Here is a 21,915-nt window from a genome sequence, read left to right as displayed (position 1 = left end):
CATATACCACCGCCAACCGATTATATATCCCTCACGACCGATCATATACTCCACACCACCGACCATATACCATCGCCAACCAATCATAAACGCCGCACCATCGACCATATTTCACCACAAACCAATCATATATATAATCCACAGACCGATAATTTTATAGTTTCCTATAGGTACAACAAAATCCCACCGGCAATAGTTATCCGGTGGGATTAGACTCTCAATTAATGAAATTTATTGTAATCCTTCAAATAATAACACTCTTGCAGGTGATGCATCTGTACCCGTCAATTTTAAAGGTGCAGCAACCATGAAATAGTCACCTTGTTGAACTTCTTTTAAACGAAGCCCTTCAATAATAATAATCTCGTTTGCAAATAATGTTTTATGAGTTGGATGTCCTTCTTGGCTTCTTTCGATTCCAAGTGTGTCTATTCCAACCCCTCGAATACCAATTTGGGAAAGATATTCTGCTCCATCTTGTGCTAGATAAATAAAATCAAAATTAAATGTTTCCTCAAAAGAATTTTTAGTTTTAAATAGTATAAAATCATTCTTTTGAATTTCAAATTTCTCCAAATCCGCTTTAGAAATTCCATCTTCTACATTTGTTAAATCGAGTACTTTACACTGTCCCACAAGACTGTCCATCGAGATTGATTCAAACGTATCTCCATCTACAACCATGTGAAGCGGTGCATCGATATGTGTCCCTGTATGCACATCTATCTCCAACCGAGTTTCAGTTACATACCCATTAGTTACTCGATTAAATTTTGGTTGTTTTTCAGGTTTATCTTTGTAAACGGTCATACCTTCATAAATGGTCCCAGTTACATCATGCATTTTCATTTTACCAACCCATCCTTTACTTTTTAGTGTCTGACTATAGAGCTATCCTCGCATGTAATTTAGCATGCAGTCTAGCAAAACAACTTTAGTTACTTCATTAGTATACCAAAAAAGACTCTAAGACCATGCATGTCCTCTAATTGTAATTTCATTTATAGTCTTAGAACCACGCATCATTTAATGATATACTTGAATCAGTTTCAAGTATTATTCGTGTCTACACTGAAATTGGAGGAAAGCGAAAATGGATGACGTAACAGCCTCAGTTGGAACTGATAAAAAAAATCAATTTAATGATTTACAAGAAGAATGGACAACTCAAGACATGACCTTTGTTTTATTCGGCGCGACGGGAGACTTAGCAAAACGCAAATTATTTCCTGCTTTATATAATTTGTTTCTCGACGGTAAATTACCAGATTCAATCTCCATAATTGGTTTAGGCAGAAACTATTTCCCAGATGATGTTTTCCAATCAAAAGTCGAGAGTTCACTAAGAGAATATTCTAGAAGAGCTGTTCAAACAACCGGATTGAATGCATTTTTAGCCAAGTTTCGGTACTCTAAATTTGATGCAAAAGATAATGATTCGTATCAAAACCTTCATGAACTTATTTGCAACAGAGAGAAAGAATTAAATATACCCGCAAATCGTATGTTCTATTTGTCGGTTGCTCCACAGTTGGTTGATGTTATTACATCAGGTCTTAATAAGAGCGGAATTAGTCAAACGACTGGTTGGAAGCGACTTATTGTCGAAAAACCCTTTGGAAGCGACCTAAAGTCCGCACGACAATTAAACGAGAGTTTGAACAACGCTTTTAATGATGAAGAAATTTACAGAATCGACCACTATCTAGGGAAACCTATGGTCCAAAATCTCGAATCCTTTGAATTCGCCAATCCGATATTCGGTTCATTATTCGATCATAAACAAATTGCTAATATACAAATCACAGCATGTGAAACTGTCGGGGTAGAAACAAGGGCAGATTATTACGATCAAGCGGGCGCAATTCGGGATATGGTTCAGAATCATCTTCTTCAGTTAGTCATGATGACGGCCCTTCATTTACCTAAAAAAATGACTGCTGAAGAAATTAGAAAACAAAAAGTAACTATCATGGACTCTCTTCGACCTATCTATAAAGAAGATATGGCGCAGAATGTTGTTCGTGCTCAATACGAAGCCGGCGAGATTTTCGATAACCCGGTTGTTGGTTATAAAGAAGAGCCAGGGGTTGGTGCTTCCTCAATGAATGATACTTATTTCGCTGCTCGCCTCTATATTGACAATCCATTTTGGAGCGGAATTCCCTTTTACATACGAACAGGGAAACGGGTAGGTACAAAATCTACCAAGATTGTTATTGAGTTTAAAAACAAGGTAAAACAAACAGACGTCCTTTCGACTGATGGAATCACTCCAAACTTATTGATATTCGAAATTAGTCCGAATGAAGGTATTTCTTTAATGATAAATATGAAAAATCCTTCAAGTAACCAATTTGAGCCTGCTTGCATTAACTTCTCCACCAATTCAGAGGATCAGCCAGAAGCATATGAACTACTTCTATTTGATGCTATACGCGGAAATGCAACATTCTTCGCCAATTGGAAAGAAGTTGAATTATCATGGCAGTGGATTCAACCGCTATTGGAAGCATTTCAAGAGAATACACTACCTTTACATCCATACCCTGCTGGTTCAAATGGGCCAGAAGCTGCTAATCAACTATTGCAAGCCGATCAATTTAATTGGTGGTAAACTAAAGAGTTGAAACTTTTAACACAGCTATATATATTGAACAAATGACTACCTATATAATCTGAGCGAAGGCGCCTTACAAGGGATAGCCCAAGCGCTGTAAAAAATTCAATCGGTTTTTTCATATCAACATATAACGTGGTAAATAACACAAAAGAATGGAGTAGGATTATGACTAAGAAACAAATGGGCGTTATTGGTTTAGGTGTTATGGGGATGAACCTAGCGCTAAACATTGAAAGTAAAGGCTATTCGGTAGCTGTTTATGATTATTGGACAGATCGAACAGATGAATTCTCCAACAAAGAAGCGAAAGATAAAGATATTTATGGTAGCTACAGCATCGAAGATCTTGTCTCTTCACTAGAAGTTCCCCGTAAGATCTTATTAATGGTTAAAGCCGGGGAAACAACAGATACTGTGATTCAGTCCCTTGTCCCTCATCTTCAACAAGGCGATATTCTTATCGATGGCGGCAATACATTCTTTAAAGATACGAATAGACGTACAGCATCCTTAAAGGAATCCGGTATACATTTCATTGGTGCAGGTGTTTCTGGTGGAGAAGAAGGCGCTCGTAATGGTCCATCGATTATGCCTGGAGGATCAAAAGAAGCTTACGAACAAGTTAAGCCCATTCTTGATGCTATTTCGGCAAAAGTTGATGGCATTCCCTGCAGTGCATACATGGGCCTCGATGGAGCAGGACATTATGTAAAAATGGTTCATAACGGAATTGAATATGGCGATATGCAATTAATCTCCGAAGCCTATTTCATCATGAAACATGCACTAGGTCTTGAAGCGCAGGAGTTGCATGAAATATTTTCAGAATGGAACAAGGGAGAGCTCGATAGCTATCTCATTGAAATCACCGCAGATATTTTCCTAAAGAGGGATAAAGAAACCGGGAAACCGCTCATTGATCAAATTTTAGATGTAGCCGGGCAAAAAGGCACAGGAAAATGGACAAGTCAAAATGCGCTAGACTTAGGAGTGTCACTTCCAATCGTCACAGAGTCTGTATTTGCACGGTTTATTTCATCTGTTAAGGACGAGCGTATTGCAGCAAGTAAAATTCTAAAAGGCCCTGAACTGAAAAAGTATGCAGGTGATCCAAACGATTTGGTTGAAGCGATTCGTAAAGCTTTATATATGAGTAAAATTTGTTCATATGCCCAAGGTTTTGCGCAAATGCGTGCAGCATCTGAGGAGTATGATTGGAAAATTCCTTACGGAGAAGTAGCGATGATTTTCCGGGGAGGTTGTATCATTCGTGCCCAGTTCTTACAGAATATAAAAGATGCGTTTGACAATAATAGTGACCTACCAAACCTACTTGTTGACCCATACTTCCAGGAAATAGTAGGAGAATATCAGAATTCGCTTCGCGAAGTATTAACTGTAGCAATTCAACATGGAATTCCAATTCCTGCTTTCTCAAGTGCATTAGCGTACTATGATAGTTATCGCACTGAAACATTGCCAGCCAATCTGATTCAGGCACAGCGCGATTATTTCGGGGCACATACCTATGAACGTCTTGATAAAGAAGGCCATTTCCATACTGAATGGTCAAAAAAATAATTATAAATTTAAAAAAGTATCGGACGCCAAAACTGGTATCCGGTACTTTTTATTATCTTTCAGTCGTTCGAAAGTTGACATAGTTAAGTGTCACATCAGTTTTTAGCAATTTCAACAATTTCTCGGATAACCATTTGAATTTCACTTGAATCTTTAACTACAAATAAATGGTCTGCTTCATCTTCAATAGGTGCAATCACATCACCTTTGTTCGTTTCATTATGCTGTCGAGTAAGCACTTCCGCAAAATTTGAAGCGATTCTTAGTATGGATGTATCACGCTGGCTTTTCGTAACTCGAACTTTTAGAACATGTTCAGGAATATCAAAATTCACTATAATACTCGAAAATCCTTTGTTATGGAATTGTTCGAGTAGTTTCAAACGCCCTTTTCGATTGCGATTTGCATTACACAATATAAGATGGCAATTCGTCTCAGTAATTGCGTAATTAACAATGGTTTGTGTCAGAGCGTACTTAATCGTATTTGGTCCTTGTTTAGGTAATATTGTTTGGTAGTTAATTTGAAGGAATTCAGCATGGTTATCTTGGTCAATGACAACTGAATTGATCATCTCATTTCCCAAAGCTTTAGCAAATGTAGATTTACCGCTATGAGTTTTACCAACCGTTATTACTACATACCGATTCATGAACACAACTCCAATCTTGAAAAATGAGGTTAAACTACATGTTCATTAAATAGTCTACCGTCTAATATTTTTCACTTTTATTAACAAGAAAATGGATATAATAACGTTTAATTTTAATATTGATGTCATTTTATACAACTATATTTGTTTAAAATGGCTATATTATGCCTGTACAGTCCGTTGACAGTATTTAGTTTGCAGACAATTTTTTCTCCAATACAATTCTATGAATCCCCTCGTCATCCGTGAATGTTTCCAAAACGTCAAAGCCATTTTTAATATTAAGTATAAGCATACTCCGCCACTTGTTTCTCGTCTTTGTTTGAACAATTTTATAACCAGATTCAACTAAAAAGCGATGTTGCTGTTCAAGTAGCTTCGATGCGACTCCTTTACCTCTGTACTCCTCTTGAACTGCTCCGTACCAACTATAATACTTATTTGAGTCGAACTCGTAACCAATTTTATAACCGACGACAGTTGATTGATCCAAAGCTACATTTATTAAGACTTTCGGTTTCGACTTTATTTTCCCCACTAATGTTTTAGAATCTTCGAATATACTTTCATGCAGTTCTAAAATCCCATTAATAATTTCACCTTCAGGAATCTCCAAAAATTGTTTAAAAATCAACATAACGAACCCCCTCTCAAAAAAATCTCTCAGTGTCTGGCACCAAAATAATATGCAGTTCATGCATCGGCCTTGTCATTGCTACGTATAGTAACTTTCTGTCGATTGGATGATTCCGAAATGGCTCGTCGAAAGCTGCGATAATGACAGCATCGAATTCCAACCCTTTTGCTAAGTGGCTTGGAACGATCAATAATCCACTATCACTGATGCCTGATTGGTCTCCGATTAATTGAACAGGCATTCCAAATTCCTCTAGATAACCATGAATCTTCTTGGCATCTTTCCTTGTTTTGCAAATTAGCGCAATAGATCTATGTCCACGATCAATTATCCCCTTATAAATAACCTCTATTTCGCCAACATCTAGCCCATCCATCTCATAATACCGAGGTTCCTTTCCATGACGGACGACCGGTTCCACGAGTGGTAAATCCTCATCCATCTGTGCAAGAACTTGATTTGCTAGATTCATTATTTCAATCGTCGTTCGGTAGCTTTTTTGGAGTGTTGTATACGTTGCCCTTGGAAATAGTGCCTTTATCGGTTCCCATGATGTTAATGACCTGTAACTATGAATTCCCTGAGCCAGATCCCCCACCATCGTAAACATATCTGTCTCTAAACCATCTTGCATAGCAGCGAGCTGGAATTCGCTGTAATCCTGGACTTCATCGATGAATACAACCCTCATTTTCCATTCATCAGCAATTCCGATCAGTTTTGCGTGTAAATAATAAATAGCAGCTAAATCTTCAATTTCCCAAAACTCTTTTTTATGTGCCTCAAAAAAAGAAAATCTGTCGTTGTCGGACCATCCGTATGCTAATTCTGCTTGCAATTCACGACTCGTCAGCCAATCTCGATACAATTTCTTTACGTTGAACTTTTTAAATCTACGCATATAGACCGCAGCCGCCGTTTTTCCTTCCTTTTCAATCGCAGGAAGTCTTTCGTCGCGCTCCTCCAAAATTCTTGTCAGCTTCATTTTTCGTCTTTCGTCGTCCCTGATTCCGTATAGCGCCTTATCGAGTGCTGCGTCGTATTTTGAAGTCAGCATATCCATAAGCTGTTTCCGTTTCCGTTTGACATCGCTTTGAACGATAATTTTAATTCTATCCAGTCGTTTCTCGACCGGCATATACGAAAACTCCTTCAAAAATAGCTGTCTCAATCGAGAGGCCTTTATAATCCGGTACTTTTCAATAAAGACATCTTCAAATAACTCCGCCATATCCCGCTCTAACTTATACACATAGCGTTGCATAATTTCCCGGTATTGAAGGCTCCCCTTCACCCGTGTTACAAAAAGCAACCCCGCATCCAACGTGTCTGACTCAGTTAACTGTTCCAACTTGGCATCCGGATCTGTCAGCTTCAGTTTCAATCCTGTAGCACGTAAAACATATTCGCTATATGTCGTCTGACAGATGCGCCCAACCCCAAGTTCGGGAAGTACATCCGCAATATAATCCATAAACAATTTACTAGGAGCCAAAATCATCAGTTTATCGGAAGGGAAATTTTCACCCATTGTATAGAGGAAATAGGATATACGATGAAGAGCAATTGTTGTCTTTCCGCTACCGGCAGCCCCCTGTACAATAATCGGTTGTTTCAAATTCGCACGAATGATTGCATTTTGTTCAGCCTGAATTGTGGACACGATTTCAGTCAGTCGTGTATCTGCTTTACCCGCAAGCGCTTCCTGAAGAAGTTCGTCATTCGTTGTGAGGTCGACATCTCGAATATCTAGCAGTTCCCCCTCTTCAATCCGGTATTGCCGTTTCGAGTAAAGATGACCTTCAAACTCTTCATCACGAACTTTATAGGAGAGATTGCCAAGCCTTCCGTCATAATAAACATTTGCGACAGGAGAACGCCAGTCAACAATAATCGGTTCCTGTGTTTCCCGGTGGAATAAAGAGGTCTTTCCGATATAAAGAAATTCATCGGCCTCATCCTCCTTTTGGAAATGAATCCGGGCAAAATAAGGCTTCTGCTGAATTGCCTCCAGCCCTTCCTTTTGCGAACGTGCCATTTCAAAGAATCGAGCATTTGTCAAAATGTTTATGTAGCTTAAACTAGAATCCAAATAATCCAAGTCCGCCATCGATTGACGAATTTGGTCTTGAGAGGATTTAACGTCGCGAAGCGATTCCTCCAACAGTTGTTGCATATAATGTTTGGTGTAGTCAAGGCGCTGTAATTCAACCTCAAAGTCAGGATGTTTCTGAGACATACAACTCCTCCAATTTGCGTATTTTTCGTCCTGCACGTTATTTGGGAGATGTTGGGGGATTTTAAAACAGAATTGAAGTTTACCACTTGATGGTGACGTTATCAATATCATTCTGCATAATGAATGAAATATTCTGATTAAAAAAGACAGCAATTAGAAATATCTGTTGATGTCATTAACTTTACGAACTAATACTATTAAAATAGTGCAACAAGATATAATACAAGTGGCTATAAGGAGCGAGGCGTATGAAAAGTAATTATTTAGTAGAAGAATTAATATGAAGGCACGGAAACCCGTTGGCTAAGTCTCTACTCCAAAAAACGCTATTGGTGAACAAGATAACTGACTTCAATCTTCCCTATGCTTTTAGTACATGAGTAGAGTTAGAGCTTTTGCAAATTCACCTATAATAGAAAGCGACCTACCACATCTAATCTATGGACTGGTCACTTTTAAGGGTCATATGGCAATTCTTTTTCGTCCTAAGTCTTAACTATTAATCATCAATTTCATTTAGATTGGTTGCTAACACTGAACAATTCGTTCCAACTAATACTACTAAACCCGCATTTACAAAGGAAATAAAAGTTGATTCTGCTTTCATCGTACTCACAACTTTGTTTTCAGAATTACTCCAAAACTTAGGGACACCTTCTTCAATATAAAATTCACTTTTTGAAGTTGATAATATATTTAATGATTCTATTGAAGCCAACCAATTAATAAATGGAACAATTCTCAAGAATTCCTCCTCGTTTTGTATTTTTATTGAAATGTAATAATCTTCTGGATGGTTATTTATTATTTCATAAGTAAACTTTAAATTCCCGATATATTCTTTCGAAAATTCAGAAGGACTATCATTTAGTATCGTAACTAAATTCAAGGGATAGGCATTCATACTTTTAAACGACTTATAAAGAACTTCTTCACAAAACTTTTGACAATCTTCAATACCTATATTGTAAGGATACTTTATATCTCCCCTTAAGTCGCAAGGAAAATATTTCACAAAGGCTCCAGATGTATCAAGCACGATATTAATGCCTCCTCTTCACAAAAAATTTCATACTTATTCAACTAACCTGCACTAAAATACAGTATGACTTCCAATCGTATTAAACATACACAAAGAGGCCCCATGTCAAATCCTTAGACATATATTATGGCATACATGGAGCATTCTTAACGCCATTTCACTGCTGACGCCGTATATTACTGTCCTGTTAGTATAATAGAAGTCGTCTTATATTTACATATTTAACCATAATAACTACACCATTGCAGTGAACAATACCTATTCTCGCAGTAAATCTAAAACGGCTTATGACCTTAATAAAAGAATGAGATTATGAAATACCAAAAAGGGGACATTTCGTTCTGTAACTAACGAAATATCCCCTTAAAATTATCATTTGCATTTACAATTTTAAAAAACGTATTTTTTAAGTGACCTCGATTTTTAAGAGAGGTTATTTGTTGTGATAAAAACTAACTCCTCGCTTGTTGTGCGAATTCTGCGCTCCATCGAAACAATTGCCTGTTTCAATGGAGCTTCAGATTTCTATATTCAAGAGTCTTTGTTAACGTTTAAAGTTGGTTTTCAGGAAATTTAACTAACTTACTGTTTTAGAAGCCAGATAAGCGACAAGTATATAGCGTTCAGCTGCATACCCTATGAAATCAAAAGGATAACATGTACTTACGGTTAGCGTTGCTCGTGGTTTTGGAACGATTACGGTTCGATCATCCTCATCCACAATCCGAACTTTGTTGATTTTGTATGTGAACTCTCCTGCCGATGTTCTTACTATCAACAAATCACCTTCGCCTACTTGCCCCAGTTTACGAAATACGGTATCTCGATGACCAGAGAGAACGGAATTGTCATTTTCACCTGGTAGTACACTTCCTGCAAAGTGACCAACACCTTTCGCCAATTCATCATCGTTTGTTCCATGGAAAATAGGAAGTGTTGCATTTAGTTTAGGTATATACAGTTCCCCAATTTCTTCACCAGGTTTAGGACGGACAGGATATAGCTCTTTCTTTGCTACTTTATTACTTGGTGGTATCTGTATTGTTTCTTTTACTTGGCTACTTGGAGTATGGGTATCGTAAAGAAAGTAGCCTTTTGTAAACTTATACATATTCGTTGTGAAAAAACAAACTCCAAATATAATGATAGCTGTCGTACAAGAAAGCAGCAGCAACCGCTTTTTCTTTAGTTGTTTCACATTAAGCTTTCCTTACTTTTCTAAACATCATGCTTCCGATTAAGACAATGAATAGTCCTAGAAGAGCATTAGAGATATAATCGGATGCAGTCTTTGGAAGTTTAGCACCTTTTACTGTTTGATGTTCCGATTTCGTATAACTACTGATGTTTTGTTTTACTGGTTTAGCAACTGGTGCCTTTGTAAAATCTTTAGCGGATTCCGTTATTTGTTCTCCTGCATTAATAATAGTGTCAGAATCGATCATATCACCCGTGATCAAAAGATCGGCTAAGAACTTTCCGCCAGTAGTGTATATCGCTATTTTAAGACTAGCATCCTTCAATTGTTCTAATTTCATTAAATCCAAAAGAGAAACAGGTGATTCTGAACCACTTTTCACAAGGGAATAGGATACATTAAGTTCAAAGATTGAAAGTAATTCTTCATAGATAGATGCCATTTCAGCTATTTGTTTAGCTGTTAGTTCGGTTGCTACATCAAATTCCTCAAAAGCCATCATGCGGTTGCCTAATTCTTCAAGACGCTTAAGCGTTGCTGGATCGGACAGGTGCTTTTCTAAGGACTCTAAATGGTCTGTAATTCGCTGTAGTTCCACTTCCGTTAGTCCAAAATCTTCCTCAAAAATAGGAAGAAGACCCTCAATAATGTCACCGTTCGTTGCCCCACCATTAATAGTCCAAACAGTTATTTCAAGATTATCAATGTATATATAATTGCTAATATCTTCACCGTTTTCCTCTAATAATTGAAGTAGAGATTGTTTATCTAGGTCATAATTCTCGTTAAAATAATCTAAATTGCTTAGGTCTGCCTTAATGACTTCACCTAAAAATTCGCTAAGCTCTTCGACAGATTCAAATTCTTCAGTGCTTAAATCATAGGAATCTAATGATGTTTCGATATCTTCTTTTGTTACGTCGAAACCTCTTACCTCGCTAACCTTGACTAGATAACTGACTAAATCTTGGTCAAAGTATGGGTCGCGTTCAAAGTCGCCCTCTTCTGTATAGAAATAAACAGATTCCTCGAGGTTCCAGATAAAGATATAATCATTCAGTTCTTCGCCATTCTCGTTTAATAGTTTTACTAAACCATCTTTAGTAAGATTATTATCTTCATAAATGGAATCTAAATTACTTAAATCCGCTTTAATAACTTCGCCTAAAGCATCCTTAAGCTCATCAATAGATTGGAAGTTTTTGACAGACTCATCGTAAGCAGAAAGAGACGTTTCAATATCATCTTTCGTCACTTCAAACCCCCTTACTTTGCTAACTTTTTTTAAATACTTTGTAAGTTCTTGCTCAAAATTATTGCTTTGAGCGGCCAATGTTAATTGAGGAAAAAAGCTAATTAACAACGTAATTGAAAGTAAAATGGCACACAGTTTTTTCATGTTTTTTCTTTTCTCCTTTTCGTAACACTTCTATGTTTCTATAAAATTATAAAGTAAAAACAAGAATTTAACAATGCGGAAATTTTTTACAAAAATAAAAGAAATCCACCTGATTCATAATGGTATTTGGAAACTTATCGAGAGGTGTTTCTTCTATTTTTTTATCTGTCACGGTTGTCTATTTTTCTTTTTTAGATGGTTCGAGTTGCTATCTCTCACATTAATAGTTAATGCAGATACATATTTAACCGAATTACCGAACACTAATTATATTAGTTCTCTTTCCGTCTAAGTTTCTGTTTTTATACTGAATTCCCCATATAAAATCACATACAAAAAAAGAATATTTATAAAGGATTTTTTATATCCTTATAAACTATGAATATAACTAAAAGAAGAATATTCCTCGGTTTGTAATAGCAACCTTAATAAAACCTAAGGTCTGCAATTTCAATAAAGGTCCTCGAGAACGAGTGTCAAGATATCTATCACTAAGGAGATATCAATTGGTTCAATCCAAATCTCTTAAACAAACTTGAGGTAAACCTATTTGGAAATGTTGAGTCCAGTATAACTGCTAAAATGTAAAAGTTTCTTTGTCCATGCAAAAAAGCATAGCTGACAAAACAAGCTGACTGCACACGGCAATCAGCTTGTTTTGTTTGAAAGAAAAAAATAGACGATTTTATATCGGAATTGTAAGTGCCCGAAGATACAGTTTCGGGCACTTTAGTACTTTGTACAACGTGTTCATTACTTACTTTTATAAAAGAATATGCATTTAATCATGTTATGCCCTATAGAAAGTGATACTTCTATATAAGTAAATAAGAAAAAACCATAGAGAAAGCTCCAGCACTCTGTGTACTTAAGCATTTGGAGCGCGACGGATGAAGGACAACCATACGATTACCTAGGGATGCGACAAAGTCGCATCCCTAGGTAATCGTACTAGAAGTCATTCAATTCAAAGCGATCCAAAAGCTCACCTATAAGTGTCAGTAAGGGGGTGGTCAAGTTATTTACTTGTTACTTTGGTTAATCATCAGGCGTGATTCATTACAAAAGAAAAGACGATTTCTCATTAAACTCTCATGTGAATTTCATGTACCTGTAATAAATAAACGCTATTCTTTAATAGCAGGACAACTTACATACATTTCATCAAGACTTTTAGCATTTTTCATTAGGAACTTGTTTTATTAACTACTAAAATCGGAGGCGATTACTATGATAACTAAATTTCAACTCACAAAAATACTATTTCAAAATCAATTTCACGAACGGTATTCATTTTCATTAAACTATCAAGGTAACAATTTTCAAGGGATCTATCACAAAGGTGTGATCGACTGGTTCAATCCACATCCATTTAACAAAATCGGATCACAACAATTAGGGAAATTAGAATCCATTGTAGCTACTATAATGCAAAAGTTACTTTGTCCATGCAAAAATGCATAGCTTACAAAACAAGCTGACTGCACGCGGCAATCAGCTTGTTTGGTTTCTTGCATATTAAACTTTAAATCTACCCATATCGCTTTGCAATTTCTCTGAAAGCCCCGCAAGTACTTGGGCACTTGAAGATATCTCTTCATTTGCAGCAAGCTGTTGTTCAGTTGCGGCACTTGTTGACTGGGCTGCTGCCGACGATTCCATGGCGAGGTCTTGTACTTTCGAAGAACCATTAGATACTTCGTCTGTCATTGTACGGATCTGTTGAATTGCGGCGGAAACTGCTGTCACTTTTTCACCTACGTCGCTTGCCGCCCGTTCAATTCTGTTGAATACATCGCGCGTGCGTTCCGTCACAACAAGCCCCTCTTCAACACGTTGACTTCCATCTTTCGTGCTAGCAACAGCCTCCGAAACGTTGCCAATCATCCTGTCAATCATATTACCGATTTCTCCGGCGGATCGTTTCGACTGTTCAGCAAGATTTCGTACTTCTTCTGCTACAACAGCGAAGCCTTTTCCATGCTCACCAGCACGAGCCGCTTCAATTGCCGCATTGAGCGCCAGCAAGTTGGTCTGTTCAGCGATATCCGTAATGAGCGACGTCACTTTCCTGATTTCCTCCGAATAATTTGCCATACCGTTCATAATGCCCGCTGACTGCCCAATAGCTGTACTGATGATAGTCATTTGGCCGTTAACATCCTCCATTAGAGACGCTCCCTCTTGGACCAGTTGGACCACGTCTTCAGATGAAAGAAGCATGGCTTCATTATCTTCCGTAATTCGGTTGATGCCTATTACTACTTCTCCTATGGCTGAAACCGTTTCATTCACAATGGCAACTTGCGATTCGCTTCCGAACAAGTTTTTCTCCGAAATCTCAGCAACCATTTCAGATGCTGCTAAACTCTCTTCCGAACTAGCAGACAACTCTTCCGCTTGAGCAGCTAACTGGATGGCAGAATCATTTGCATTCGTAATGATTGCATGAAGGTCTTTTGTCATACTGTTTAATGCAGTTGCCATTTCACCTATCTCATCTTTATTACGAATTGTTACCGGCTCAATCGCAAGATTTCCATCAGCAATCTCCAAAAGTGCATCTGTCATCTTGCCGACTGGTCGTGCAACACTTCGACTAATCACGATTGCTACAGTAATACTTAAAAGAATTGCTGCCACTATCAATCCCACGGTAAATATACGTGTCTGCTTTATTAAATCTACAATCTCTTGATTCACTTGTTTCATTAATTCATTTTGGTTATAAATCAAGTCATTGATTTGCTCTGTAAGTATGACCTGAAAGACATCAGCATCCAAGGTAATATTGAGTGCTTTTTCAGTATTGGCATTATTAAATTCACTGATAGCTAAATTTGTAGTTTCAATATAACTTTCATGTGTCTCTTTTATTTCGTTAATTAATACTCGTTCGGAATCTGTCTGACTCAACTTATTTACCGTTCCCCAGAATTGATCAAAAGTCTCAATCAATTTTTCTCTTTTTTCCAGAAACGAGTTGCTTTCAAACAATAAGAAACCCCGAACATCAGTCGAAATTGCATACTGTGTGGATAATAACTTTTCAAGTAACACAGCTTTTGTTACTTGTTCATCAAGAATAGAACGATATTCATTATTTACTTTAGATAGCGACCAAAAACCCGAAGCCCCCACTATAATCAGTAAAAGAAGAACAGATAAGAATCCGCTCCACAATTTTTTCCCAACTGAGAATTTCATTTAAATTTACCCCCCACATTTTAAACCCATTCATTAGTATAACTCATATTAAAGTAGGAGTATAGTTACCAAAAATAATTATCACGTCATAGGAATTACCTCCTAATCACGAGGAATTCACTCGTAATTATTAAATCAATTCACAAAAACACCCTATTTAACAAAAAACGGGGTGTTTTTCACACTAAGATTACTTCTCAAAACGAACAACCCACTGGTCATCCACTAGTTCAATTTTCGTCCCCCTCCAGCCACCTCGTAGATACAACTGTTGTTCTTCTGTATCAGCCATTAAGACATACCGGCTTTCCGGCGTATCTTTTTCAGTAAAAGGAAGCGCTAAATCTTTCATCAAAATATATCTAAGCAAGTTGTCGTATTTCACTTTAAGCTCGACAATCTGCATGCCATGAGCAAATTTATCTTTCAAGCTGGCAATATTAAAAGGAGCAACTGTAGTGCAAATATAGCGGAACCGCTGTTGATGAACGACTTCCTTCATTAAATGTTTCCCCAATAACACTTGTAGGCCATTGCCTTGGAATTCTGGGTCGACATTCGAGATTTCGGAATATAGAACAAGTGGCCACTCACTTCTAGGCAGCCTCGCATCCTTCCCAAGATGCTCTTCATCCAACTCAGGCTCAAGCATTGCTCGGAACGCAATCAGTTGTTCATTATAATAAGCACCAATCATTAGCCCTTTACCGTTTAAAATATAGCTAAACTCTTCTTCCGTCAACGGCTGTAAAAATGAACCCGTAGATAACGATTCAATCACTTTTCGCTGAAGTATCAGGATTTCATCGAGCTGATCTACTGTTAAGCTTACGATACTAAATTCACGCCCATTTTTCAGAAGATACTTTTGTTTCATATACTTACCTTCTCTGAGAACACTGTCAGTTCTTGCAACACTTGCTCATTAATGTCGATTCCTAGTCCTGGCTTCCCGTTCAAACGGATAAATGGAACGTCATAATGTAAATTCCCAACGTCTTTGCTGAACTTAAGCGGACCTGTTAATTCCACACTTGTAATAATCTTTTTCGAAAAAGCTACATGAAACCCAGCAGCAGATCCGATAGAAGATTCAACCATCGAACCTATTTGACACTCGATTCCCGCCATTTCCGCCATATGTGCCAGCTTGGTCGCCGGATAAATACCTCCGCACTTCATAAGTTTAATGTTCACTTTATCAGCAGCACGTTTGGCAATGATTTCTCTCATGTCACGCACGCCTCGCATGCCCTCGTCAATCATCATCGGAGTTGAAGATTTAGACTTCACTTCGACCATACCGTCTATATCGTCAGCTCGTACAGGCTGCTCCAACCAATCGAGTGAACAGTCCTGCAGCTTTTGGAGACCTTGTAGTGTATTGGCGCTATTTACCCATCCCTGGTTCACATCGACACGAATCGCAATATCTTCACCTACACGCTCTCGTACCGCTTGAATACGTAACACGTCATCTGCAACATTGGTACCGACCTTCATTTTCATCGAACGGTATCCAGCAGCTACGCGTTCTTCTGCTTCATTCGCCATTGCTTCCGGAGCTGCAATGCTCAGTACATGCGTAATCGGAAACTCTTCGTGATATCTTCCTCCAAGAAGATTATAGACTGGGACGCCAAGTGCTTTTCCTGCAACATCATAGCACGCAATATCAATTGCGGCTTTCGCTGTTGGGACACCGTAAATTTCGGAATCCATCAGTTCATGAATTCGCTCCATATTCATAGGATTTTCACCTATAAGCTTTGGTGCAAGGGTATTTCTTAAGATTGCAAAAGTACCTTTCCAACTCTCGCCCGTTACGTGCTCATCCGCAACACCTTCTCCGTAGCCGATTAAACCAGTATCCGTTGTTATTTTCACAATGATAGAGGGCATGTAATCGTAAGTCGCATAACTGATAACAAAGGGTTCATAAAGCGGTAAATGAATCGCATAAATTTCAATTTCTCTTATTTTCATAATTCCAAATCCTTTCTGTTGGCAAATTCTTCTTTTCATTGTATCATTGTCGTTAAATAGTCGCTAATTATTGGAGGTTCATCGTGAAAATTAAAATCGCAGTTATCGGATCAACTGATTTTTGCCATCGTACAGAACAACTAGTCAGCAATCGAAAAGATATTGAACTTAACTGGTATCGCTACGCTGAACCCAGTGAGGCCCCCCGTTTACTGCAGACACTTAAACCGTGTGATGTCATTTTATTTTCAGGTTCACTACCTTACTCTTATTCAAAGAAGCTACTCGATAACCTATCTATTCCAGCCGTTTATCTACAACAAGACGAAACGGCAGTCGCCATTACATTACTTCAGTTGTCAGCACAAAATCAGCAGAATTTGTGCCGCGTATCCATCGACGTCCGTGAGCAAGCCTATATTGACCATGTGCTCAATGATTTAGGCCAAAGTGTGAATCTACCTTTCGTTCACTTGCTACACGATGATGAAAAAATCTCTACCATAACGTCCTATCACCAAACCCTTTCTATACAAGGAAAAACAGATATGGCGATTACGAGTGTCCATGCTGTTTACGAGCAACTACGACAGCAAAACATTCCTACATGTAAGATGATTGACCCTGAAAATACCATCCTTCGAAGTATTGAACAAGCGAGACAGCAAGCATTGTTGCAAAAAAGTAATTCTGCCCAGATTGCAGTCGGAATTGTAAAAGCAATTTCTCCGCGACAAGATGTTGAAACATTCATCGCTAAAATGGCGTCCATCATGCAGGCACGTTGGAGTGAGCATGATGGAGATTTCACTCTGTACACTTCGATGGGAAACATCGAATCCGCTATAAAAAACAAGGAATTCCTAGTTGCTTTCCATTCACTTGCCACTAAAGCAAAAATGGCGTTCGGATGTGGTGAATCATTCATTGACGCAACCGAAAACGCAAATTTCGCGCTCAATCTTATACAGCAAAGTGATGGTCATTCTTTTTATATGCTAGATTCAAACAAAAGATTGCATGGCCCATTTCCACAATCAGGCGCAGCAGTAGAGATGAAAACTACCGAACCAGCTCTCGTGGAGATGGCAGAAAAAACCAAGCTCAGTCCTGCAAATATTTCCAAACTGATGCAGTACAGTCTAGTTCGTCAAACGAAACAATTCACCGCAAATGATTTGGCACTATATTTAGACGTCTCACGAAGAACCGCAGAACGTACGTTAAAAAAACTTGTCGACCATAATTATGCGACAATCATTGGTGAAGAAATGGCATATAAACAAGGAAGGCCACGTGCTTTATATGAATTTAACTTTCATCCTTATTTTTAAAAAGAATGGAAAGTTCACAATGTAACGTGAGCTTTCCATTCTTTTTCCTCTAGACTCCAGCGCCAGCTATCAAGCAGGATTTATTTCTTCATTCATCTGCTCATCTTTCAGGTCTTCTGCAGCAATTTTTTCCTTTTCTTGTTCAGTCAATTTTACAATTGAAAAACCTGTTAATGCATAAATTATGGATATCAACGGAACAACCAAATTCAGTATTGCATATGGACCGTATTGGACGACACTAACACCTAATGTCCCGAAAATGAATACACCGCACGTATTCCATGGGATGAAAACAGAAGTTAGCGTTCCACCGTCTTCAAGTGCACGGGATAAGTTTTTCGAATGCAAGCCCATATTTTGATACGCTTTACTGAACATCCGTGATGGAACGACGATTGAGATATATTGCTCTGAACAGGATGCATTTGTTAAGAAACAAGCCCCGATTGTCGAGATAATTAACGATGCAGAAGACTTAACAACTTTAAGTAGCTGATTCATTAATGACATAAGCATGCCTGAAAACTCTAGAATCCCACCAAACGTCATGGCAACAATGGTCATGGAGACGGTATACATCATCGAATCCAAGCCCCCACCGTTAAACAAAGCATCTACCATTACATTACCTGTGGCAATTGTGAACCCACTTTGTAAAGCCTCAATTCCCCCAACAAGCGTGCCACCTTGCACAAATATTTGTGACAAGAATCCAAGTACAATTCCGATTACAAGTGCAGGTATAGCAGGTACTTTTACAGCAACAAGTACAACAACAGCCAATGGTACAAGCATCAACCACGGTGAAATGACAAAACTCTCTTTTAACACTTGTGCTGTTTGCGCAATTTCTACTACTTCAATATTGTTCGCTGCAAAACGATTTCCTAAAAAGGCATAAACGCCAAGTGCAATAGCTAAGCCAGGTATCGTCGTGTAAAACATGTGCTTGATATGATCAAACAAATCCGTCCCCGTTAACCCTGCTGCTAAATTCGTAGTATCTGAAAGCGGTGACATTTTATCCCCAAAGTAGGCGCCTGATATAATTGCACCCGCAATCATGCCTGCTGGAATCCCCATACTTAAACCGATTCCCATTCCCGCTACGCCGATTGTTCCCATCGTCGACCATGAGCTACCAATTGCCAAAGAGACAATTGCACAAATAAGACAAATTGTAACGAGAAACCATGCAGGTGTAATGATTTGCAAACCATAATAAATCATTGTGGCGACAATTCCGCCGCCCATCCACGCTCCAATAGTCAGCCCCACCAAAATAATGATAACAACAGCTGGAAGTGCCAAACGAATCCCTTTATACATCATTTCCTCAATTTCTTTCCAAGTAAAACCGGCTCTCCAAGCTACAATAGCAGCAGTCGACGTTCCAATTATCAATGGAATATGAGGGCCTTGCTCTAATTTAACAACCGTAAAGATCATGACAACAATCATGACAACTAAGGGAAGTAGCGCCATCCAAAAACCAATCTTTTTTTCTTGTTGATGTTCCATTCATATACCCCCCAGATTTAAGTTTTCCAAAAATTATTAACTGTCGCTTAATAGTCGTTAATAAATATATTAAGTGCTGTACGAAACAAAGTCAACAGTATTTCCGTATTTTTTGTAAGCGGTTTCAACTATTAAAAGATTTCATACTAGACCATCACCTTTTGAAGTCTATATACATTTAATGATTTATAATTCATAGTATAAGTATTAACAATTAAATCCATTTCATTTAGTAGAGAAGGGAGATTGTCTTTGAACATAAACAAGAAGTATAGACGACATATCTCTCCCCCAGTCATGATTGCCGGTAATTTCCTTCTGCTAATTCTTATCGGCACTTTACTTTTGAAATTGCCAATTGCAACTGAACAACCGATTTCCTGGATAGATGCGCTCTTTACTGTTACGTCCGCAACAACAGTGACCGGGCTAATTGTATTCGACCCTGGCTCTACACTCACATTATTTGGAGAAATTATTTTACTGTCTCTTATTCAATTGGGCGGAATTGGCTTGATGGTATTTGCCGTAGCGATTCTTTTATTGCTTGGGCGAAAAATTGGGATGCAGAACAGAATTTATCTACAAGAATCCTTCAGTTTTCAAACTCTCGGAGGAATGGTTAAATTCGTTCGTCAAATTTTACTTTTTGTTCTGATTGTTGAAGGGATCGCCATTATTATCCTGTCGTTCTATTGGATACCCACTTTTGGGTTGCAAGATGGGATTTATTACAGTATTTTTCATGTCATCTCAGCATTTAACAATGCTGGTTTTTCATTATTCCCTGATAATCTTGTTCAATTTGTTAACGATCCGCTCGTTAATCTTGTACTCTCCTCATTACTCATTATTGGAGGACTCGGGTTTGTAGTTGTGTTAGATCTTATTAAAAAAAAGTCGTTTGTACATTGGTCACTTCATACAAAGATGATGATTACTGGAACGATTGCATTAAATTGCGTTGCCACTATGACAATCTTTGTTCTTGAGTTTAACAATGTCCTTACTATCGCTGACTTTTCAATGTCCGATAAACTATTAGCATCTTATTTCCAAGCGGTTTCCCCCCGTACTGCCGGTTTTAATACAATCTCGATTGGTGAAATGGAAGATTCCTCCTTGCTTTTTACAATGTTCCTTATGTTCATCGGAGGAGGTAGTGCTTCAACTGCATCGGGGATTAAATTGACCACATTTATGATTATTGTCTTAGCCACCATCTCCTATTTTAGATCCATACGGGAACCTCATCTTTTTGGGAGAACGATTAAATTTGACATCATCTTTCGATCATTGGCAATCGCAACGGTTAGTACCATGATTGTTTTTATTTTTATATTTTTATTGACCATTACAGAAACTATCCCAATTTTCCCTCTCGCATTCGAAGTCTTTTCAGCATTTGGAACAGTAGGATTATCAATGGGTGTAACCGAAGACTTTAGTGATATTGGAAGAGTGCTATTATGTGCAGTAATGTTTTTAGGTCGGATTGGTCCACTAACATTATTCTTTTTACTGTTAAAACCGAAAAAAGAATCTTTCCGTTATCCTTACGACCAAGTTCAATCTGGGTGAAAATAAAATGACCACAAACACAAAAAAAATTCCGTATAATCCTTCGTCTTTGACAAACACTATTTGCGAGGACACAAACACAAAAAAATCCTCTGCCAAAATAGCAAGGCAAGGAGGAATAATGCATGAAGTATTGGGGATTAAAAATAGGAATCCTTAGTGTTATGTTTTTTTCTATCGCTTATGTTTCATTTGCAACCGAGAAAGATAGGCCTTATTACGAAGATAAAGGGTATGTACTTTGGGATATCAAGACAGAAGAGAAAATCATTGCTCTAACATTTGACGATGGTCCACACGCTACTTATACACCACAAATTTTAGATGTGCTTGATAAATATAGTGCGAAGGCTACATTTTTTGTTATTGGTGATCACGTGAAAAAATTTCCTGCTATTATCCTCAGAGAAAAAGATGAAGGCCATGAAATAGCCAATCATACGTACAGCCATCCCTATTCAAGAACTGCAGAAGTGCTTAAAAATGAATTAATAAAGACCAATGAAGCCATTTATGACATTACCGGTATTTATCCGACGTTATATCGGCCCGTAGGTGGAAGCTACAATGATCGTATTATTAATATTGCTGTAGAGAATGGGTTTAAGGTAGTTATGTGGTCATGGCATCAAGATACAAAAGATTGGCAAAGACCAGGGGTAAATAAAATTGTATCAACCGTATTATCAGGAGCTAAACCAGGTGATGTCGTTTTATTTCATGATGCGGGCGGAGATCGTTCACAAACTGTGCAAGCACTCGAGGAAATACTACCTGCACTTAAAAAGCAGGGCTATGAGTTTGTAACGATATCTGAACTTTGGGCTAGAAACGGTAGTAAAGTATCAAATCAAAAAGATAATTTATTGAAATGAAGGGCTTAGTAACGAATTGCGAGTGGCATCTGCTAG

18 protein-coding genes are annotated in these 21,915 nt (G+C 38.0%); 7 read left to right on the top strand and 11 right to left on the bottom strand.

Translation table 11 applies throughout. The features are described 5' to 3' along the window. Positions 1–231 precede the first annotated feature (231 nt). Positions 232–849: a cyclase family protein gene (locus FQ087_RS00845; protein WP_149578685.1), complete on the bottom strand. Its 618-nt coding sequence runs from the start codon at positions 847–849 to the stop codon at positions 232–234. Positions 850–1,174: 325 nt separating this feature from the next. Between FQ087_RS00845 and zwf the strand changes: the two genes are divergently transcribed. Both zwf and gndA read left to right on the top strand, forming a co-directional pair. Continuing rightward, on the top strand, positions 1,175–2,617 hold the full coding sequence (gene zwf, locus FQ087_RS00840; RefSeq protein ID WP_149580691.1) for a glucose-6-phosphate dehydrogenase: 1,443 nt from the start codon (positions 1,175–1,177) through the stop codon (positions 2,615–2,617). Between the two features lie 171 nt (positions 2,618–2,788). After that, positions 2,789–4,204: an NADP-dependent phosphogluconate dehydrogenase gene (gndA, locus tag FQ087_RS00835; protein ID WP_149578684.1), complete on the top strand. Its 1,416-nt coding sequence runs from the start codon at positions 2,789–2,791 to the stop codon at positions 4,202–4,204. A 95-nt stretch (positions 4,205–4,299) separates the two neighbouring features. Here the strand turns inward: gndA and FQ087_RS00830 are convergent, their stop codons facing one another. The 4 genes from FQ087_RS00830 to FQ087_RS00815 form a co-directional block, all read right to left on the bottom strand. Next, entirely contained in the window at positions 4,300–4,857 is a 558-nt protein-coding gene (locus FQ087_RS00830) for an AAA family ATPase (RefSeq protein WP_149578683.1), read from the bottom strand. A 190-nt stretch (positions 4,858–5,047) separates the two neighbouring features. Beyond that, positions 5,048–5,494 carry a GNAT family N-acetyltransferase gene (locus tag FQ087_RS00825; RefSeq protein WP_149578682.1) on the bottom strand — a complete coding sequence of 149 codons (447 nt, stop codon included), beginning with the start codon at positions 5,492–5,494 and terminating at the stop codon, positions 5,048–5,050. Positions 5,495–5,507: 13 nt separating this feature from the next. Next, a complete protein-coding gene (helD, locus tag FQ087_RS00820; protein ID WP_149578681.1) occupies positions 5,508–7,733 on the bottom strand; it encodes an RNA polymerase recycling motor HelD in 2,226 nt (741 codons plus the stop codon). Between the two features lie 499 nt (positions 7,734–8,232). Next, positions 8,233–8,772, bottom strand: a complete 540-nt coding sequence (locus FQ087_RS00815) for a hypothetical protein (RefSeq protein ID WP_149578680.1) — start codon at positions 8,770–8,772, stop codon at positions 8,233–8,235. A gap of 445 nt (positions 8,773–9,217) precedes the next feature. Between FQ087_RS00815 and FQ087_RS22775 the strand changes: the two genes are divergently transcribed. Further along, complete coding sequence (locus tag FQ087_RS22775; protein WP_255452105.1) at positions 9,218–9,352, top strand: hypothetical protein; 135 nt, start codon at positions 9,218–9,220, stop codon at positions 9,350–9,352. On the opposite strand, the gene FQ087_RS00810 is transcribed toward FQ087_RS22775, so the two are convergent. Next, a complete protein-coding gene (locus FQ087_RS00810) occupies positions 9,353–9,973 on the bottom strand; it encodes a class D sortase (RefSeq protein WP_149578679.1) in 621 nt (206 codons plus the stop codon). A 1-nt stretch (position 9,974) separates the two neighbouring features. After that, a complete protein-coding gene (locus FQ087_RS00805; RefSeq protein WP_149578678.1) occupies positions 9,975–11,372 on the bottom strand; it encodes a processed acidic surface protein in 1,398 nt (465 codons plus the stop codon). 1,230 nt (positions 11,373–12,602) lie between these two features. On the opposite strand from FQ087_RS00805, the gene FQ087_RS00800 reads away from it, so the two are divergent. Continuing rightward, entirely contained in the window at positions 12,603–12,836 is a 234-nt protein-coding gene (locus FQ087_RS00800; protein WP_149578677.1) for a DUF5342 family protein, read from the top strand. Positions 12,837–12,890: 54 nt separating this feature from the next. Here the strand turns inward: FQ087_RS00800 and FQ087_RS00795 are convergent, their stop codons facing one another. From FQ087_RS00795 to FQ087_RS00785, 3 genes are all read right to left on the bottom strand, one after another. Further along, positions 12,891–14,579, bottom strand: a complete 1,689-nt coding sequence (locus tag FQ087_RS00795; RefSeq protein ID WP_149578676.1) for a HAMP domain-containing methyl-accepting chemotaxis protein — start codon at positions 14,577–14,579, stop codon at positions 12,891–12,893. Positions 14,580–14,769: 190 nt separating this feature from the next. Further along, the gene (locus FQ087_RS00790; protein WP_149578675.1) at positions 14,770–15,456 is read right to left on the bottom strand and encodes a GNAT family protein; all 687 of its coding nucleotides are present in this window, start codon (positions 15,454–15,456) and stop codon (positions 14,770–14,772) included. Next, positions 15,453–16,565 carry a mandelate racemase/muconate lactonizing enzyme family protein gene (locus FQ087_RS00785; protein WP_149578674.1) on the bottom strand — a complete coding sequence of 371 codons (1,113 nt, stop codon included), beginning with the start codon at positions 16,563–16,565 and terminating at the stop codon, positions 15,453–15,455. The genes FQ087_RS00790 and FQ087_RS00785 overlap by 4 nt, the downstream gene beginning before the upstream one ends. An 83-nt stretch (positions 16,566–16,648) precedes the next feature. On the opposite strand from FQ087_RS00785, the gene FQ087_RS00780 reads away from it, so the two are divergent. After that, positions 16,649–17,899 (top strand): HTH domain-containing protein, encoded by a 1,251-nt coding sequence (locus tag FQ087_RS00780; RefSeq protein WP_149578673.1) that lies wholly within the window; start codon positions 16,649–16,651, stop codon positions 17,897–17,899. Between the two features lie 69 nt (positions 17,900–17,968). Here the strand turns inward: FQ087_RS00780 and nhaC are convergent, their stop codons facing one another. Next, complete coding sequence (gene nhaC / locus FQ087_RS00775) at positions 17,969–19,423, bottom strand: Na+/H+ antiporter NhaC (protein ID WP_149578672.1); 1,455 nt, start codon at positions 19,421–19,423, stop codon at positions 17,969–17,971. A gap of 297 nt (positions 19,424–19,720) precedes the next feature. Here nhaC and FQ087_RS00770 point away from each other — a divergent pair, with 297 nt between their 5' ends. Continuing rightward, a complete protein-coding gene (locus FQ087_RS00770; protein ID WP_149580690.1) occupies positions 19,721–21,004 on the top strand; it encodes a TrkH family potassium uptake protein in 1,284 nt (427 codons plus the stop codon). A gap of 125 nt (positions 21,005–21,129) precedes the next feature. After that, positions 21,130–21,879, top strand: a complete 750-nt coding sequence (locus tag FQ087_RS00765) for a polysaccharide deacetylase family protein (protein ID WP_149578671.1) — start codon at positions 21,130–21,132, stop codon at positions 21,877–21,879. Positions 21,880–21,915 lie beyond the last annotated feature (36 nt).

It is taken from the genome of Sporosarcina sp. ANT_H38 (assembly GCF_008369195.1).
Classification (GTDB): Bacteria; Bacillota; Bacilli; order Bacillales_A; family Planococcaceae; genus Sporosarcina.
This window is presented reverse-complemented; position numbering and strand designations above follow the sequence as displayed.

What these genes read in the sequence shown, in the direction of transcription:
- FQ087_RS00825 (WP_149578682.1), bottom strand. Translation starts at nt 5,494, where the DNA reads ATGTTGATTTTTAAACAATTTTTGGAGATTCCTGAAGGTGAAATTATT.
- FQ087_RS00795 (WP_149578676.1), bottom strand. Translation starts at nt 14,579, where the DNA reads ATGAAATTCTCAGTTGGGAAAAAATTGTGGAGCGGATTCTTATCTGTT.
- nhaC (WP_149578672.1), bottom strand. Translation starts at nt 19,423, where the DNA reads ATGGAACATCAACAAGAAAAAAAGATTGGTTTTTGGATGGCGCTACTT.
- FQ087_RS00845 (WP_149578685.1), bottom strand. Translation starts at nt 849, where the DNA reads ATGAAAATGCATGATGTAACTGGGACCATTTATGAAGGTATGACCGTT.
- gndA (WP_149578684.1), top strand. Translation starts at nt 2,789, where the DNA reads ATGACTAAGAAACAAATGGGCGTTATTGGTTTAGGTGTTATGGGGATG.
- FQ087_RS00790 (WP_149578675.1), bottom strand. Translation starts at nt 15,456, where the DNA reads ATGAAACAAAAGTATCTTCTGAAAAATGGGCGTGAATTTAGTATCGTA.
- FQ087_RS00805 (WP_149578678.1), bottom strand. Translation starts at nt 11,372, where the DNA reads ATGAAAAAACTGTGTGCCATTTTACTTTCAATTACGTTGTTAATTAGC.
- zwf (WP_149580691.1), top strand. Translation starts at nt 1,175, where the DNA reads ATGACCTTTGTTTTATTCGGCGCGACGGGAGACTTAGCAAAACGCAAA.
- FQ087_RS00830 (WP_149578683.1), bottom strand. Translation starts at nt 4,857, where the DNA reads ATGAATCGGTATGTAGTAATAACGGTTGGTAAAACTCATAGCGGTAAA.
- helD (WP_149578681.1), bottom strand. Translation starts at nt 7,733, where the DNA reads ATGTCTCAGAAACATCCTGACTTTGAGGTTGAATTACAGCGCCTTGAC.
- FQ087_RS00770 (WP_149580690.1), top strand. Translation starts at nt 19,721, where the DNA reads ATGATTGCCGGTAATTTCCTTCTGCTAATTCTTATCGGCACTTTACTT.
- FQ087_RS00800 (WP_149578677.1), top strand. Translation starts at nt 12,603, where the DNA reads ATGATAACTAAATTTCAACTCACAAAAATACTATTTCAAAATCAATTT.
- FQ087_RS00785 (WP_149578674.1), bottom strand. Translation starts at nt 16,565, where the DNA reads ATGAAAATAAGAGAAATTGAAATTTATGCGATTCATTTACCGCTTTAT.
- FQ087_RS00765 (WP_149578671.1), top strand. Translation starts at nt 21,130, where the DNA reads ATGAAGTATTGGGGATTAAAAATAGGAATCCTTAGTGTTATGTTTTTT.